This window comes from Ruania alkalisoli (genome assembly GCF_014960965.1).
Classification (GTDB): Bacteria; Actinomycetota; Actinomycetes; order Actinomycetales; family Beutenbergiaceae; genus Ruania; species Ruania alkalisoli.
Genome location: NZ_CP063169.1, coordinates 722,974 through 739,712 on the forward strand (window position 1 = coordinate 722,974; position 16,739 = coordinate 739,712).

12 protein-coding genes are annotated in these 16,739 nt (G+C 68.8%); 8 read left to right on the plus strand and 4 right to left on the minus strand.

Going from position 1 to position 16,739, the window contains the following annotated elements; all coding sequences use genetic code 11:
- Positions 1-19 precede the first annotated feature (19 nt).
- Positions 20-2,275 (plus strand): family 43 glycosylhydrolase, encoded by a 2,256-nt coding sequence (locus IM660_RS02965; protein WP_193497944.1) that lies wholly within the window; start codon positions 20-22, stop codon positions 2,273-2,275.
- A gap of 259 nt (positions 2,276-2,534) precedes the next feature.
- Here IM660_RS02965 and IM660_RS02970 read toward each other — a convergent pair whose 3' ends face one another.
- The 3 genes from IM660_RS02970 to IM660_RS02980 all read right to left on the minus strand — a co-directional run bounded on the left by IM660_RS02970 (position 2,535) and on the right by IM660_RS02980 (position 5,512).
- Positions 2,535-3,305 carry an SDR family oxidoreductase gene (locus IM660_RS02970; protein ID WP_193497945.1) on the minus strand — a complete coding sequence of 257 codons (771 nt, stop codon included), beginning with the start codon at positions 3,303-3,305 and terminating at the stop codon, positions 2,535-2,537.
- A 162-nt stretch (positions 3,306-3,467) separates the two neighbouring features.
- Positions 3,468-4,859 (minus strand): sensor histidine kinase, encoded by a 1,392-nt coding sequence (locus tag IM660_RS02975; RefSeq protein WP_193497946.1) that lies wholly within the window; start codon positions 4,857-4,859, stop codon positions 3,468-3,470.
- On the minus strand, positions 4,856-5,512 hold the full coding sequence (locus IM660_RS02980; RefSeq protein ID WP_193497947.1) for a response regulator transcription factor: 657 nt from the start codon (positions 5,510-5,512) through the stop codon (positions 4,856-4,858). Before IM660_RS02980 ends, IM660_RS02975 begins: the two co-directional genes overlap by 4 nt.
- A gap of 83 nt (positions 5,513-5,595) precedes the next feature.
- On the opposite strand from IM660_RS02980, the gene IM660_RS02985 reads away from it, so the two are divergent.
- The 3 genes from IM660_RS02985 to IM660_RS02995 all read left to right on the plus strand — a co-directional run bounded on the left by IM660_RS02985 (position 5,596) and on the right by IM660_RS02995 (position 8,706).
- Positions 5,596-6,810, plus strand: a complete 1,215-nt coding sequence (locus IM660_RS02985; protein WP_193497948.1) for a LolA family protein — start codon at positions 5,596-5,598, stop codon at positions 6,808-6,810.
- 89 nt (positions 6,811-6,899) lie between these two features.
- Positions 6,900-7,853 (plus strand): ABC transporter ATP-binding protein, encoded by a 954-nt coding sequence (locus tag IM660_RS02990; RefSeq protein ID WP_210769115.1) that lies wholly within the window; start codon positions 6,900-6,902, stop codon positions 7,851-7,853.
- Positions 7,840-8,706: an ABC transporter permease gene (locus IM660_RS02995; RefSeq protein WP_193497950.1), complete on the plus strand. Its 867-nt coding sequence runs from the start codon at positions 7,840-7,842 to the stop codon at positions 8,704-8,706. The genes IM660_RS02990 and IM660_RS02995 overlap by 14 nt, the downstream gene beginning before the upstream one ends.
- 9 nt (positions 8,707-8,715) lie before the next feature.
- Here IM660_RS02995 and IM660_RS03000 read toward each other — a convergent pair whose 3' ends face one another.
- On the minus strand, positions 8,716-9,639 hold the full coding sequence (locus tag IM660_RS03000; RefSeq protein WP_193497951.1) for a spermidine synthase: 924 nt from the start codon (positions 9,637-9,639) through the stop codon (positions 8,716-8,718).
- 84 nt (positions 9,640-9,723) lie between these two features.
- Between IM660_RS03000 and IM660_RS03005 the strand changes: the two genes are divergently transcribed.
- From IM660_RS03005 to IM660_RS03020, 4 genes are all read left to right on the plus strand, one after another.
- Positions 9,724-11,262, plus strand: coding sequence for an RDD family protein (locus IM660_RS03005; RefSeq protein ID WP_193497952.1), 1,539 nt, complete (start codon positions 9,724-9,726; stop codon positions 11,260-11,262).
- A gap of 55 nt (positions 11,263-11,317) precedes the next feature.
- Positions 11,318-15,850 carry a type VII secretion EssC family protein gene (locus IM660_RS03010; protein ID WP_246465104.1) on the plus strand — a complete coding sequence of 1,511 codons (4,533 nt, stop codon included), beginning with the start codon at positions 11,318-11,320 and terminating at the stop codon, positions 15,848-15,850.
- Between the two features lie 119 nt (positions 15,851-15,969).
- On the plus strand, positions 15,970-16,257 hold the full coding sequence (locus IM660_RS03015) for a WXG100 family type VII secretion target (RefSeq protein WP_193497954.1): 288 nt from the start codon (positions 15,970-15,972) through the stop codon (positions 16,255-16,257).
- A 143-nt stretch (positions 16,258-16,400) separates the two neighbouring features.
- Complete coding sequence (locus tag IM660_RS03020; protein ID WP_193497955.1) at positions 16,401-16,700, plus strand: flagellar protein FlgN; 300 nt, start codon at positions 16,401-16,403, stop codon at positions 16,698-16,700.
- Positions 16,701-16,739 lie beyond the last annotated feature (39 nt).

A 16,739-nucleotide genomic window follows, 5' to 3' on the forward strand; every position in this document is an offset into this window, starting at 1 on the left:
CCACGAGGAGGAGTCAACGATGACGCGCCATCTCCGCGTCGCGGCGGCCTCAGTCGCCGCCGCAGCGGTCACCGCAGTGCTGGTCGCCGTGCCCGCGGCCGCCTATGACAACCCGATCCTCGACGACGGGTCGTCCTACTCCGCCGATCCCGCCACCCTGGTGGTCGACGACACGCTGTACATCTTCGCCGGTCGAGACGAGGCGGGCGCCACCACCAACGACTTCATCATGAACGAGTGGCAGGCCTTCTCGACCACCGACGTCGCCTCGGACTCCTGGACCCATCACCCGGAGCAAATGCGGCCCGAGGAGGTGTTCGACTGGGCGACGCCCGGGCGCGCCTATGCCGGACAGGTGGTGGAAGGCACCGACGGACGCTACTACTGGTACGTCCCGGTACACGAGACTGGCAGCGCCTCGCCGGATCCGTTCGGGATCGGCGTCGCCGTCGCCGACTCGCCGCTCGGGCCGTGGACCGATCACGCCGGCGGACCGATCATCTCCCAGGAGATCATGGGCAACACCCTGCACAACATCGACCCCACTGTGCTGGTCGACGGTGACCAGGTCTACCTCTACTGGGGTTCCTTCTCACAGCTGCGCGGCATCGAGCTGGATGCGGATATGAAGACGCTCGTGGGTGATCCTGTCGCGGTCCACTCACTGACCGGCTTCTTCGAAGGTGCGTGGCTGTTCGAACGTGCCGGCACCTACTACATGGCGTACGCGGGCAACAATGCCGGACCAGCATCGTCATGCACGCCCGCGCACTACCACGCGTGTATCGCCTATGGCACGGCACCGGACCCGCTCGGGCCGTGGACGCATCAGGGCACGATCCTGCCGCCGGTCTCCTCCACCACGAGCCATCCGGCGATCACCGAGTTCGACGGCGAGTGGTACCTCGCCTATCACACGGCCGACGCCGAGGGCGGCAACCACTTCCGCCGTTCCGTCGCGATCGACGATCTCGAATGGGACGATTCGGTTTCACCTGCGCGGATCCTGCCCGTGACGACGACTCCGGAACAGGGCCCCGATCTCACGCCCCGCACCAATGTGGCCCCCTGGGCGCAGGCGTCCGCCTCGAATGAACCGATCCCGACCCAGTACTGGATCAAGGCGCTCAATGACGAGATCGTGCGCCCCAACCCGCTCCCGCCGGACGTCTGGGGCAGTTGGGCTCCGCAGCGACCCGCGCAGCAGTGGATCCAGTACGACTTCGGCCAGCCGGTGCGAATCGACAGCACGAGGATCACCTTCTGGCGCGATGTCCCGCCCGGCACGGGTAATGGCGTCTCCGACCCGGATGCATGGGTGCTCCAGTACTGGACCGGCACTGCGTGGAGCGACGTCCCAGAACCGTCCGGCTATCCGACCTCGACCACGCAGATGCACACGGTGACGTTCGAGCCGGTGACGACGTCGCGCGTCCGGGTCGTCATGGACGCCGCACCCGGGCCCGGAGGCATGTACTCAGCACTCGCAGTTCAGGAGTGGGAGGTGCACATGGCACTGGCCTCCGATTACGTGGCCAGTGAGGTGACGACGGAAGCAGGCACCGCGCCGGAGCTCCCGCCGACCGTCACGCTGACCTTCGACGGTGGGCACAGTGTCGAGACACCCGTGCATTGGAACGCCGTCGAGCCGGCGGACTACGCCGAGGAGGGCACGATCGTTGTCTCCGGAATGGCGGAGGGGTTCGGTTCGGGGGCCGTCGAGGTGGAGGTCGCCGTCCTGGGTGACGATCCGGACCATTCCGATACACAAGCGCCGGAGCTCTCGGTGCAGGTGGATCCGCAGGCACCAGCGTCCGGCTGGTTCACGGGCCCGGTGACCGTGACCGCATCGGCGGTTGATGCTATTGATCCGTATCCGGTGATCGAGACTCGTCTCGACGGCGGGGCGTGGGAAACGTATGAGTCGCCGGTGACGTTGTCCCGCGACGGTCGGTACTCGATGGAGTTGCGTGCTGCGGATAGGGCGGGCAACCTCTCCGAGGTGACAGTGCTAGACATCGGCATCGATGCTGAGGGCGCATCTGAGACTCCGGTCGGCGACATCGATTCGGAGGCTGACTCAGGGAACTATGAGCGCTCGAACCGAAGCGAGCAGCCTTCCACCTCTGGCGGAGAACTTGCTTCGACCGGAGCCGACCACACCGCGCTGGCACTGGGGTCAGCCCTAGCCACACTTCTGCTCGGCCTGGCATGCATTCGCGCCGCGGGGTGCCACCGTGAGGGCCACGACTCAAGCGGACTCGGTTCCTCGTGAAGTCATATGGGAGTGTTGGCCCGGACGGACGGACCAAGAGTGACCTGAGTCTGGACCATGCGTTGTTCGAGTGTCCGAGCCTCGATCCATGGATCGGCACGACGGGTAGTAACCAGTGGGGAGTGGCGGCAGCGCGGGTGAGGTTGAATGCCATCTCCGCGAGCACGAGCCAGGCCGCGTTTGCGGTGAACACGCCCGAGGGCGGGTTGCCCCTGATGATTGCGTGAGCCGGGTATGTCTTGCCCGGCGGCCTTGGGCCTCACCCCTGCAGCAGCGACTCTGCGCCGTCGATCCACACCTCGGTTCCACTGATGTGCGAGGCGGCGTCCCCGGCGAGGAAGGCCACGAGCTCTGCGACCTGTTCGGAACTGCCTGGTGTGTTTCCGGTCAGCGGAATCGGGCCGGCAGGGAACTCGACCGGGATCTTCGCGCTCTGGTTCCGCACGTCCGTGTTGTCCCCGATCGCGGTGTCGATGGCACCCGGGCAGATGGCGTTCACGCGGATTCCTCGCGGACCGAGCTCGACCGCCAGCATCTTCGCCAGGGCGATCTGGCCGGCCTTGGAGCTGGAGTAGGCCGAGGCCCCGCTGTTGGAGAAGATGCGGCTGCCGTTCACGGACGAGGTCACCACCACCGATCCACCTCGGCGCAGATGCGGTACGGCGTGCTTGATGGTGATGAAGGTGCCGACGAGGTTGATGTCCAGCGTCGAGCGGAACTCCTCGACCGTTAGCTCCTCGATCCCCGCCCACGTACCGTTGACGCCGGCGTTGGCAACCACCACGTCCAGCCCGCCATGCGCGTCCAGGGTGGCCTCCACGGCCGCCGAAACGGCATCGCTGTCAGTGACGTCAGCGACAGCGACGATTGCTTCGCCGCCGCGCTTGCGAATCGACTCTGCGACCGTCTCCAACTCGGATTCGGTCCTGCCGACGAGCGTCACCGCGGCCCCACGCTCGGCGAGCAGGTGCGCCGAGGCCGCTCCGATCCCTGAACCAGCGCCGGTCACCAACGCCACCTTGCCGCGCATCTTCGCTCTCCTTGAGTGTCGGGCCGTCCTGCCGCGTCCAACCTACGCGCGACCGTGCGGGTTTCGCCCGGGAAGCGCCGGCTGCTCGCTGACCGTGCCGACACGCGTACGTGAACCCGGCACTGCATGTTGCCGCAGACCGACGGAGCCGTGTCGATCCGCTCAGCGCTCTTCTGCTTGCGGCACCCGCATCACCACCCGTGCCCCGCCCAGCTCGGAGCCGGTGATCACCACGTCCCCGCCCTGGGCGCGTGCCACCTCCCGGGCGATCGCGAGGCCCAGCCCGGCGCCTCCGGAATCCCGCTCGCGCGCCTCGTCCAGCCGCACGAAGCGTTCGAACACGCGCTCCCGATCGGCCTCCGGAATCCCGCGCCCGTCATCGTCCACGCAGACTTCGCCGTCACTCACCCGCACGCGCACAGCCGAGTCGGCGTGCCGCACTGCGTTGTCGAGCAGGTTGCGCAGCACACGGGTGAGGGCTACCGCGTCACCTTGGCCGCGTCCGGCTCCCTCGACGGCGATCTGTGCCCCCGGGCGCGCGTCACGGACGGCGCCGCTCACCAGCTCCCGCAGGTCCACTTCGTCCTGGCGCGGGGGAGCGGACCCGAGCCGGGAGAGCAGGAGTAGATCCTCCACGAGCGCCTGCATCCGGCCCACTTCATGCCCGAGATCGGACACCAGCTCCTCCTGGGAGTAGCTGTTCGGGTGTGCGGCCGCCACGTCGAGGCTGGTGCGCAACGACGCCAATGGCGAGCGCAGCTCGTGCGCGGCGTCGGCGACGAAGGTGCGCTGCCGCGCGGCGGCCGCATCCAGTGCATCCAGCATCTCGTTCAACGTCTGTGCCAGTGCCCCCAGCTCGTCCTCCGCGCGCGGCACCGGCAGCGTTCCTGGCCCACCCGTACGCGCCACCCGCTCCGCCCCGCGGCGCAACTCCTCCACCGGGCGCAATGCCCGTCCGAGCACCAGCCAGATGGTCCACGCGAGCAGCAGGGTCAGCACCGGCACGATCGCCACCAGTGAGATCGCCAGGGCCCTCAGCAAGTCCCGGACCTCGGCCAGTGGCATGGTGACCACCACGGTTGCCGGTTCCCCGCGGTATTCGGTCGCGAGCGCCGCGAGCCGCACCTCCTCGTCATATGCCGTGCCCACGGTCGTGAGCGTCACCTCCCCGTCGCGGCTCATCCCCAGCAGCCGATCCAGCTCCGCTGTAGCAATCACCGGCAGCGTCCTGCTCGCGTTCGGCGAGGACGCCAGCACCTGTCCGTCGGCATCCAACAACTGGGCGATCTCCCCGGGCTGCGCCACCGGAAGACTCGCCGCGATCCGATCGTCGGTCGCCAGCCCGGCGATCGTGTTCGCCCGCGCCGTGGTGATCTCGTCCAGCGTCGCGACCCGGCCGCGGGAGAGCACCGTCGTCAGGGCGAGCGCCCCCAGCGCGAGGGTCACGCACAACAACCCTGCGGTCAGCAGGGTCAGCCGCAGCCGCAACGGCCGTCCGGACCACCGCCGTGGCGAGCCGTCCTGACCAGCCGGACCTGCGCCGTCGGGATTCACCCGCCCTGAACCCGATACCCGGCGCCACGCACGGTGGCGATGGCCTCCCGCCCGAGCTTGCGTCGCAGGTAGCCGACGTACTGTTCCACCACGTTGACGTCCTCCCCGACGCCGTCCCACACGTGATCGCGCAGCTCCACCTTGCCCACCGGCCGATCGGCGTGCCGCATCAGGTACTCCAGCAGCGCCAGCTCCCGCGTGGTCAGCTCCACCGGCACGCCTGCGTGCGTCACCGCCCGGGCCGCCGGGTCCAGGTGCAGATTCCCGACGGCGAGGGTCGGCGGGCGGCTCTGTGCCGGCCTGCGTAGCAGTGCTCTGATCCGGGCCAGCAGCACCACGAACGCGAACGGCTTCGTCAGGTAGTCGTCGGCCCCCACGTCGAGCCCGTCGGCCACGTCGTACTCGCCGTCCTTGGCCGAGAGCATCAGCACCGGCGTCCACACCTGCGCCTCGCGCAGCGCCGTCACCACGTCGTAGCCGTTGCGTCGCGGCAGCATGATGTCCAGCACGATCACGTCGTGCTCGCCCTCCAGCGCCGCCTGCAGGCCGGTCTCGCCGTCGTAGGCCACATCTACGGCGAACCCCTCCGCGACCAGGCCGCGGCGCAGGGCGCTCACGAACCCGCGCTCGTCGTCCACCAGCAGCACTCGCACCCGACCAGTATCGCCGCCCGCCCCGGGCCGGGCCCACGGGGATTCTCAGCGCGGTCTCAGCCACCGGCGCGCACACTGGATTCATGAGCACTTCTCGCACCCTCTCCCGCCGAGCCCGGTGGGCCGTCCCGGCAGTGGCCGCAGTGGTCGTGGCCGGCGCGCTCGCCGGCCCACCGCTGCTTGCTGCGGCGGATGAGCCCGCACTCCCGGAGGCCACCCCGGTCGAGCTACTCACCAGCATCGCCGAGGCCGAACCTGCCGCCCACTCCGGCACTGTCGTGCACACCGCGCGCCTGGGCCTGCCGACCGGCGGGCTCACCGAGATCACTGGTGCCGACCCGATCGGGCTGCTGGACGGCAGCTCGACGCTGCGCGTGTGGACCGACGGGGCCGAGCGTTCCAGGGTCTCCCTGCTCGGGTCCGCCTCGGAGTACTCCGTGGTGCACGACGGTCCGCAGGCCTGGACCTACTCCAGCACCGACGACGTCGTCACCCACTACACCCTGGATGCCGCCGCCCAGGCCCGCTACGAGGACGCACAGGAGGGTCAGACCCCGCCAGGAGCACCGGAGCTGCCCACCCCGGAAGAGGCAGCCCAGCAGGCACTCGAGCATGTCGAGGAGTTCTCCTCCGTCACCGTGCTGGAGCAGGCCACGGTCGCCGGCCGGGATGCCTACCAGTTGCAGATCACGCCCGGGACCGACGGCACGCTCGTCGAGCAGGTGCGGATCGCCGTCGACGGGGAAACCTTCACGCCGTTGCAGGTGCAGGTCTGGAGCAGCTCCGACACCTCGGAGACCCCCGCGCTCGAGGTCGGGTACACCGACATCACCTTCGCTACCCCGGACGATGCGGTGCTCTCCTTCAGCGCCCCGGCCGGTGCCGAGGTCGTCGAGGAGACGGTGTCGCTGCCCTCTGAGGAAGCATCCGGCGAAGCGTCCGCTGAGCACACCCCACCCGAGACCATCGGCGAGGGCTGGGAGTCGGTGCTCATCATCGACGACGTGGACCTTCAAGGCCTGCTCGCCGGAGACCCGGAAGCCCTCGCCGACGCTGCCGCATCCCACCCGATGCCCGGGTCGGACAGTGGCCAGGAGCTGATGGAGGAGTTCATGTCCGACTCCGAGGGCAACCACGGCCCACCCAGCCTGGACACAGCCGCCCTGTACGAGCAGCTGACGACCGAGGTGCCGGAGGGCCGGGTGCTCAGCACCACCTTGTTGAGCGTGTTGATCACCGACGACGGCCGCCTACTCATCGGGTCCGTGCCGGTCGAGACGCTGCAAGAGATGGCGTGACCGACACCCGCACGGCCGCCTCGCCCGCCGCCTCACCCACCCCGGGTGGTGCGGCGGGCTCGCCGCGTGCCGCACGCGCCCCTGAGGAGATCGCCGAGCAGGAGGGCGCCGAGTTCGCCATCCGCACGCAGGCGCTGACCAAGCGCTTCCGCTCCGGGCAGGTCGCTGTCAACGGCATCGACCTGCAGGTGCCGCGCGGAGCTGTCTACGGTTTCCTCGGCCCGAACGGGTCCGGGAAGACCACCACGATCCGGATGCTGCTCGGGCTGATCGGTCCGAGCAGCGGGCAGGCGTGGCTGCTGGGCCGGCCGATGCCGGCCGCAGGCGCGGATGTGCTTGCCCGGGTGGGTGCGCTGATCGAGGGGCCAGCGTTCCACCCGTGGCTGAGCGGGCGGGCGAACCTCGTGCGGTTGGATGCGTGTGATGCCACGGCTCCGCCGGACCGCAAGGGCCGGATCGACGAGGCGCTGGAACGCGTAGGGCTCGGGGCCGCGGCACACAAGAAGTACCGGCAGTACTCCCTGGGGATGAAGCAACGACTCGGCCTGGCTGCCGCATTGCTGCGCCGGCGGGAACTGCTCGTCCTGGACGAACCCACCAACGGTCTCGACCCTCAGGGCACTCGCGAGGTGCGCCGGCTCGTCGGTGAGCTCGCTGAGGCGGGCACCACCGTTCTGGTCTCCTCGCACCTGCTCGCCGAGATCGAGAACGTGTGCACACACGTCGGCATCATGAGCACCGGTCGCCTGGTGCTTCAGGGGGAGCGCGCCAACCTGACGTCCCAGGCAGACCGGCAGCTGTGGGTGCGCACGGATGCTGAGCACGCGGCCGGCGCCGCGCAGGTGCTCACCACCCTCGGCCTGACTGACGTGGTCACCGACGGCACCGAGCTGCATGCCCTCCTCGGTCAGACTCGCCCCGAAGACGTCACGCGCGCCTTGGTGACTGCCGGCATTCCGGTGCTGGGGCTGGCCGAGCGCGTTCCCACACTGGAGGACGTCTTCGTCCGGTTGACCGGGGAGGGTTTCGATGTCGCCCGCTGAAACCGCCACACCCGCGACGGCGCACCGCACCGGGGGTGGATTGCGTCGCTTTCTCGGCAGCGAGCTTCGCCTGGTGTTCGGGCGGCGTCGCAATGTGGTGCTGCTGCTCGGTCTGGCGGCCGTGCCGATCCTGCTCGGCGTGGTCATCTTCATCACTCAGGACAGCGTGCTGGGATCCCAGGGGCCGGGCTTCATCGGACGGGTCGCCGGCAACGGGCTCTTCCTCGTCGTGGCGGCACTGTTCACCTGCCTGCCGTTCCTGCTTCCCCTGACGATCGGCATCGTCTCCGGTGACACGATCGCCGGGGAGGCCGCGACCGGAACGCTCCGGTCCCTCGTCACCGTGCCGGTGCCGCGCACCAGGCTTCTGCTCGTCAAGGCGGTCGTGGCCCTGTGCTTCGCCGCAGCCGCGGTGATCACGATCGCGCTCGTCGGGTTGATCACCGGCTGGGCGTTGTTCGGGATCTCCGATCTCGTGCTGCTCTCCGGGGACACCATCACCGCTGGTGCAGGTCTGCTCCGAGTGCTCGGCGTGGCTGCCTACGTGGCGATGTCGATGAGTGGCCTCGTCGTGGTCGGTGTGCTGCTGTCCACCCTCACCGAAACCCCGGTCGCCGCCATGGCCGGGACGGTGACTGTCGCGGTCGTCTCCGCGGTACTGGACAGCCTGCCGCAGCTCTCAGCAATCCACCCCGGCTTGCTCACCCACTATTGGATCGACTTCGCCGAGTTCCTTCGCCTCGAGGTCGACCCGGCCGCGCTCGCACCCGGGCTGGTGGTCCAGGCCGTCTGGGTGCTGCTCGCCGGGACCATCGCCTGGAGCCGGTTCACCACGGCTGACATCAGTTCGTGATCGGGTCCGTCATCGCGGCGGCTTCAGCTCCCGCACCATGGCCCGCATCGCGTCGATCGCTGTGAGCGCGCCCTCGTAGTCCGGCAGGTTCGGTGCCGGCGACCACATGGCGTCCGCGTCGGTCATCGCAGCGGCATCGCCCACGATCTCGCCCAGGTCCGTCAGCAGTACCCCCTTGGAGGAGTCGCCGGCCAGGTTCGCCTGGATGCCTGCCACATCCAGGGGTGCATCCGAGGCGATGAGCGTCGCGTTGCCGAAGCGTGCTCCGTGCAGGACCGAACCCTGGATGATCATGCCGACGTGGTCGAAGAGCTCCCGCAGCGTGGCGATCTCGCGCCGGGTGAACTCCAGCTGCGGACCGGCCACCGAGTTGATCACGAGCACACCGGCCGGCCGTAGTGTCTTCTGGGCCGCGGCGAAGCACTCCAGGGACGTGAACGCCGGCGGGATGCGATTCGCGGCGAAGATGTCCAGCACGACGGCGTCCAGGTCACCAGCCGTCGGCGCCTCCAGCCAGGAGCGCGCATCACCGACCTCGATGCGCACTCCGGGCGGAGGTGGGAAGCGTGACTCCACCAGCGTCACCAGCGCCGGCTCCAGCTCCACCACCACCTGCTCGGCGTCGGGCCGGCGGGCCGCGATCGCGCGCGGCAATGTCAGCAGGCTGCCCCCCAGATGTGCTGACCGGGCCGGGAGCGCATCGCCGAGTGCGGCCAGCATCCACCGCACCGACGTCAGTTCCGGCGGCTGGTGGACCGGGCCCACGTGAGCCTGCCGGATGCCGTCGATCCGCAACGTCCAGCCCTCGCCGTCACGGATCAGTTCGGCTCGGCTCCCGTCGGAGAAGGTGACCTGTTCTGCGGCGTCCTGACCGCCGTCAGGACCATACGCGGTGGCTGGTTGGTCTGCCGGAGTCTCGCCGGATGGGGACATGTCCCCGATCCTGCCAGAGCCGCGTGTCCCCTCGGGTCGGTACGGTGTGGGCGGAGTAGTGCGTGAGAGAGCGGGAGGAGCCCAGTGACGATCTGGGAAGTCGGTGAGGACGACCGGCAGGTCGAAGGGGTGGACGAGACCGGTCGCCCCGATCCGCACTATGCGGCTGCGCTGGGGTTGGTGCCCGCGCCCCTCCCGCGCCGCGCCGTGGCCGCTGCCGTCGATGCCGCGATCTACCTGCTGCTGCAGGTGCCCTACTGGGTGTTCACCCTCCCGCTGCTGCTGAAGTTCCTTGACGCCCGAATCAGCTGGTACGGCTTCACGAATCATCCCCAGTTCATCCTCGCCGTGGTGATGCTGGCCGTCTCGTTTGCACTCAGCCTGGCCTACTGCATCGTCCAGCTCGTCTTCCACGGGCGCAAAGGAATCACCATCGGCAAGGGCATCATGGGCCTGCGCTCGATCAACGTCGCCACACTGGAACGTCCGGGTGTCTTTCGAGTCTTGCTGCGTGTCCTCGTGGTCTGGGCGTCCGGCGTGGTGCTGGTCGGCCCGCTGCTGTTCCTCCTCTCGCCGCTCTTCGATCCGGAGAAGCGGGGTCGTGGCTGGCATGACCGGGTCGGCAGGCTGTGGCTGGTGGACGTCCGCGAGGGCCTGCAGCCCTATGACGCCAAGCGCATGCGGATCGCCCGGAAGACCGTGACCGCGGAGCCGGTCGCCCAGCCCAAACCGCTGCCGTCGCTGGCTACTCCGGTCGACCCGGATGCCGCACAGGCCTATCGTCCGGGCGCACGCGTCAGCGCTGGCGTCCTCGGGGTGGCACGCCCGCACGGGGAGGGACCGCGGCCGGTGGTCGGCCTCTCCGGGATGGAGACCCCCCAGCCGGTGGGTGAGCAGGGTCAGCCAGTTCCGGGTCACCCCGTGCTCGGCGCCTACCGGCGCCCGTCCGAGCCGGAGGAGTCCGACGACGGCGCCCCCACCGAGCTCTCCGCCTCACCGTCGCCACATGGTCGTCCCGAGCAGGGGACGCCCGGGCCGGACTTTCCCGCATCGCCCTCAACTACTCCTGACGTACCGGCGCCGCCGGTCGCTGGACCGGTGGTGACTGGGTCGCCGTGGGGTGCTGCGTCTCCGGTCGCTGGCGGTTCCGAGGTCCCACCGGCCCCGCCGTCGCAGGCGCCTCCTGCCCCCGTCGGCGCGGCGCAGCACTCGCACGCTCCGGTACCTCCCAAGCCCGCCGCGAACCCGGCACCCGCGCCGCCCTCCGGCCCAGTGCCGGCTCACCCCCAGGCAGCGACGAGTCTGGCCCTCCAGCTCGACTCGGGCGAGGTGGTGCCGGTGTCGGGACCAGTGGTGATCGGTCGCAACCCGGTGGCGCCGCACACCGCACTGGATGCCCACCGGCATCCCATGTCTGACGACACCCGCTCGGTCTCGAAGACGCACCTGCTCGTGCGCCCGGGCCAGGGGGGGATCGAGGTGCTCGATCAGAACTCGACCAACGGCACCGGGATCGTACACCAGGGGATCGAGCGCGAGCTCGCGCCGGGCACCCCGGCCCTGGCGGTCGCTGGTGACACACTCAGGATCGGTGAACGGACCGCCACGGTCGTTCCCGCATGATGGTTTCGAACTCCGCACTGCCACGAAGGGGGCCTGACTCGTGAAGGTCAAGCTGATGCTGCACCGCGAGGGCCTGGCCCCGGCGGATATCGTGGTGACGGCCGACTCGACCGCCACCGCGGCCGACGTCGCTCGCTATATCGCCGACTCCGACCCGGCTCGTTCGATCATCGCCGGTGAGCACGATGTACTCACGCTGGCAGTGGCCCCACCGACGGCGGACCGACTCGAGCCGCTGCAGCCCGACGTGCCCATCGGGGAGGCCTCGATCGGTTCCGGCTTCGCCGCGTCGGTGCTCAACCTGGGCGCGCGATCTGCGCAGTCGACCCCGGCCGGCGCTCGCAGCGTCGGGGTGCTGCGAGCCACGGACGGCCCGTTGCGGGGCCAGGAGTTCCCGCTCTCGATGGGGCACACCTCCATCGGACGTGATCCCAGCAACGGGATCGTGCTCGCCGATCCGATGGTCTCCAAGCGGCACGCCCGGATCGAGGTTGGTGGTTACGTCGAGCTCGTCGACCTGAACTCGGCCAACGGTGTGCTGGTCGATGGTGAGCTCGTCCAGCGCGTGCGGCTGGTTCCCGGGAAGCCGTTCGTGATCGGCGGCACGACACTGGTGCTCTACCTGGCCAGCGACTTCGACGGCACCGGTGAGGACCCGGTGCTCGAGCGCGGCGGGGGGCTGCTGTTCAACCGGAGCCCGCGCGTGGAGGTCCGCTACCCGGGAACAGAGTTCCCGCCGCCGAGGCTGCCCACGGAGGCAGTGCAGAAGCTCTTCCCGTGGGTGATGCTGGTCGCGCCGGTGATCATGGCGCTGTCCATCTATTTCATCACCGACCGGCCGCGTGCACTCCTGCTGGTGGTCATGACCCCGCTGATGGCGTTGGGGAACTTCGTCAACCAGCGCAACCAGACCGGCAATAAGCGCAACCACGAACTGATGCTGTTCGAGCGGCAGTTCGAGGAGCTGGAGGAGAACTTCTACCGGGCCAAACCCGAGGAGGAGCGGGCGCGCAACGAGGAGGTGCCGCCGGTCGCCGAGGTCTTCGAGCACGCGATGCGCCTCGGCCCACTGCTGTGGACCAGGAGACCTGAGCACTGGAACTTCCTCGCCCTACGGCTGGGCATCAGCCGCGCTCCGTCGCGGAACTCGATCGCCGACCGTGACTCCCAGGATGGACTGCCCGAGTACATCGAACGCCTCGATCGTCTGAAGGAGCGCTACCGCTATGTCGATGGCGTTCCAGTGATGGACACCTTGCGCGATCTCGGTTCGATCGGTGTCTCAGGACCGACCGGGCCCGCCTCGGATGCGATGCGCGGGCTCGCCGTGCAGATCTTCGGACTGCACGCCCCGAACGAGGTCGTCTCCGTCGCTTTCACCGACGCGGAGTGGGCCGGAGAGCTGGAGTGGATCAAGTGGCTCCCGCACACCACCAGCGAGACGAGCCCGTTCAAGAGCCTCCCGCTCGCGGACTCGGCACCGGCGGCGAACGCCCTGCTGAACTCACTCGAGGAGTACGTCCTGCGGGGTGGGTCACGCCCGGACCCGCGGGGGCCGTTCGCGGAGCGGTGGACCCCGATGAACTATGGGCGCGACGTCAGCCGTGCTGCGGAGCAGATGAAGCGCCCGCATCCGATCAACGTGGTCGTCTTCGTCACCAACGACGCACCGGTGGACCGTGCGCGCCTGGTGCAGGTGCTCGAACGAGGGGCGGACGTGGGCGTCCACGCCGTGTTCGTCTCCCCGACCGTCGAATCGCTACCCGCTGTCTGCCGCGGCTACCTGGACGTGACCGCGGGACTCGAGGAGGTGACGGTCGGCCTGGTCCGCAGCGGTGAGGCCTACCAGGGGGTGAGTATCGAGGGGGTCTCGAATGCCTACATGCACACCTTTGCCAAGCGGCTCGCTCCGGTGGTGGACGCGAGCACCGTCGTCCACGACTCCTCCGACATCCCGAACTCGGTGATGTTCCTTTCCCTGGTGGGGCACGAGGTGGCCCGCGAGCCGCAGGCCGTGGTGGACCGGTGGCGCCAGAACAACACCATCGTGGATCGATCGGACACGCCCCGCCCGCGCCTGAAGAAGGCCGGAAATCTGCGCGCGATCATCGGTCAGGGTGCCAGCGACGCGATGACGCTGGACCTGCGTACCCAGGGGCCTCACGCTCTCGTCGGCGGGACCACCGGTGCCGGGAAGTCGGAGTTCCTGCAGGCCTGGGTGCTGGGAATCGCCTCCGCGCACAGTCCCGACCGGGTGACCTTCCTGTTCGTGGACTACAAGGGCGGGTCGGCGTTCGCCGATTGTGTGGAGCTGCCGCACTGCGTGGGATTGGTGACGGACCTGAGCCAGCACCTGGTGCGACGTGCTCTGACCAGCCTGCGGGCAGAACTGCACTACCGCGAGCACCTGTTCAACCGGAAGAAGGCCAAGGACCTGCTGGAGCTGGAGAAGCGGCAGGATCCGGAGTGCCCGCCGGCGCTGGTGCTCGTGATCGATGAGTTCGCAGCGCTCGCCGGGGAGGTTCCTGAGTTCGTCGACGGCGTCGTCGACATCGCCCAACGTGGCCGCTCGCTCGGAATCCACCTCATCATGGCCACGCAGCGCCCGGCCGGTGTGATCAAGGACAACCTGCGCGCCAACACCAACCTGCGGGTGGCCCTGCGAATGGCCGACGAGGCTGACTCCAAGGACGTCGTGGACGACCCCGTCGCGGCCACCTTCCCGCCCTCGATCCCCGGGCGAGGCATCGCCAAGACCGGCCCCGGGCGACTGGTGCCGTTCCAGTCCGCCTACGCCGGTGGCTGGACCACCGAGAATGAAGTGGTCTCCGCCGAGGTCCGGGTGGCCGAGCTGCGGTTCGGCTCCACGACCGAGTGGGAACCGGAGCGCCCCCCCGAGTCGGATTCCCACGACGAGGATCTCGGTCCCAACGATCAGCGGTGTGTGGTCAACACGCTCATCCGGGCTGCCGATCTTGCGAACCTGCCCATTCCTCGCCGCCCGTGGCTGGATGATCTTGCTCCTGTGGTCGACGTCCGCGATCTGCCCGCCGAGGGCGATGGCCGGGTGCTGCTCGGCCTGGCGGACCTGCCGGCACACCAGCGCCAGGACCCGGTCTACTTCGCACCGGACCGGGACGGTTCACTGCTGATCTTCGGAACCTCCGGCGCGGGCAAGTCGACCGTGCTGAAGACGATCGCGACCGCAGCGGGGATGCGACCGGATCTCGGCAGCACCCAGGTGTACGGACTCGACTTCGCCTCGGGTGCGCTCGGGGTGCTGGAACGGCTGCCGCACGTGGGATCGATCATCGATGGTGACGACGGCGAGCGCCTGCAGCGTCTGCTGCGCACACTCGACTCCGAGCTGAGCCGCCGCTCCGATGCCTTCTCGGCCGCGAACGCCGCGAACCTGAGCGAGTACCGCGACCTGGTGGACCCGTCGATGCCGCGGATCATCCTGCTCATCGACAACTTTCCCGAGTTCAAGAAAGAGTGGGAGATCTCCTCCGCGAGGGCCCCGTTCTACCGCATGTTCATGCGGATACTCGGTGAGGGCCGCCCGCTCGGTGTGCATGCGGTGCTCACGGCCGACCGGGGCGGTGCCGTCCCCACCGCCGTGGTCTCCAACATCTCCCGCCGGGTGATCCTGCGCCTGGCGGACCCGAACCAGTACTTCATGCTCGGGGCGCCCAAGGATGTCCTCGACGACCAGTCACCTCCGGGGCGGGCGGTCGTGGACAAGAACGAGGTCCAGACCGCCGTGCTCGGTGGCTCGACGAATGTGGCCGAGCAGACGAAGGTGCTCGATGAACTTGCCGAGCAGCTGCGTGAGAGGGGCATGCCGGAGGCGCCGCAGATCAGGTCGCTGCCGAGGCGCCTGAGCATCGAGGACCTGCCGGACCGCGTGGACGGGTTGCCGGTGGTGGGCATCGCCGACGACACCCTCTCTCCGCGCGGGTTCGACCCGATCGGCTCGTTCACGATCACCGGTCCGCCGCAGTCGGGCAAGACCAACGCGCTACGCGCCTTCGTGACGGCGGTGGAACGGTTCGATCCGGACGTCAAGCTGTTCCACTTCGGCAGCAGGCGCGCCCAGCTCACCGAGTTCCGGGACTGGGTGCGTAGCGCCACCCGTCCCGACGACGAGAAGGAGCTTGCGACCGAACTCACTGAGATCCTCGCGGACGAGAGCGTCCCGGGGAGGATCATGATCGTCGTCGAGGACGTTCCGCACCTGGCCGACGGTCCGGCGGACCGTGCCGTGCGCGCCATGCTGCAGGCGTTGAACAATAGCGATCACCTGCTGGTCGGCGAGGCCGACGTCTCGAGGGCGGGTGGTGGTTCCGGCGTGCTGGGCGAGTGGAAGTCGCCCCGCCAGGGGATCGCGCTCAAGCCCGATACCTACGATGGCGACACGCTGTTCAAGGTGCCGTTCGGGCGCGTCAAACGCACCGACTTCCCGGACGGGCGAGGGATCTTCGTCCAGGCCGGCCGCGCGGTGACCATGCACCTGCCGCTCGTGGACGGTGACGGACGCCGTCGGGAACCTCTGCCGGACACCGAGCGGGCCGTGCAGGGTTTGTGAGGGAGGCGGGTACCCCATGGGGACCAGTCCCCATTGAGCGGGCGGCCACGCCACCATAGAGTCCTTCCTGGGTGATCCAAGTAGGGGCCCGGAACCGATACGTAGGAAGGTTGGGATCGATGAGCGACTTCGGTGCAACGTACGACGAGATGGAGTCCACTGCTGACAAGCTGGACGACGGCAAGGACAGCATCGACACCGCGCTGGAGGAGTGCCAGGGGTACGTCGACGAGCTCGTCGAGGACGGGTTCAAGACCGAGAAGGCGTCCGGCAAGTTCAAGGACGGCTACGACGAGATGACCTCGGGCCTCAAGGATGCCTCCGAGGGAGTCAGCGAGATGGCGCAGGCGCTGCGGGACATGGCGCAGTCCATCCGCGATCTGGACGACCAGCTCGCCGGCGGCTGATCGAGACGACATCGGCTGTGGGACCGGCCGCGTATGGCCGGTCCCACAGCCTTTCGTGCGGACCGCCTGCGGTCCGCAGACATGGTCAGACAGTGGTGCGGGTGCACCGGCAAGGGTAGGGACAAGCGTGAGGAACCGGGGCCGTGGCTGACATCTACATCTCGCTGGACGAGCTGCGGGAGATGAGTACTCAACTCGGCGACATCGTCGAGGAGTTCGAGAACGCCACCAGCAATTCGGAGGCGTTGGAAGCCGCGATCGGCTACCCCTTCGGTGAGGGCAAACTGCGATCTGAGGCTCGCGAGTTCGAGGAGCGCTGGGACGACAAGCGCAACGATCTCAAGGAAGCTCTTGCAAAGGTCCAGGAGCACGTCGACGGCGTGATCGAAGGGGTCGAGGAATGGGAAACCGAGACCGCGCTTGCCCTCGAGCCGGAGGAGTGAGACCGATGCACGGGGAGAATGAGGGAACGGTTCGATGAC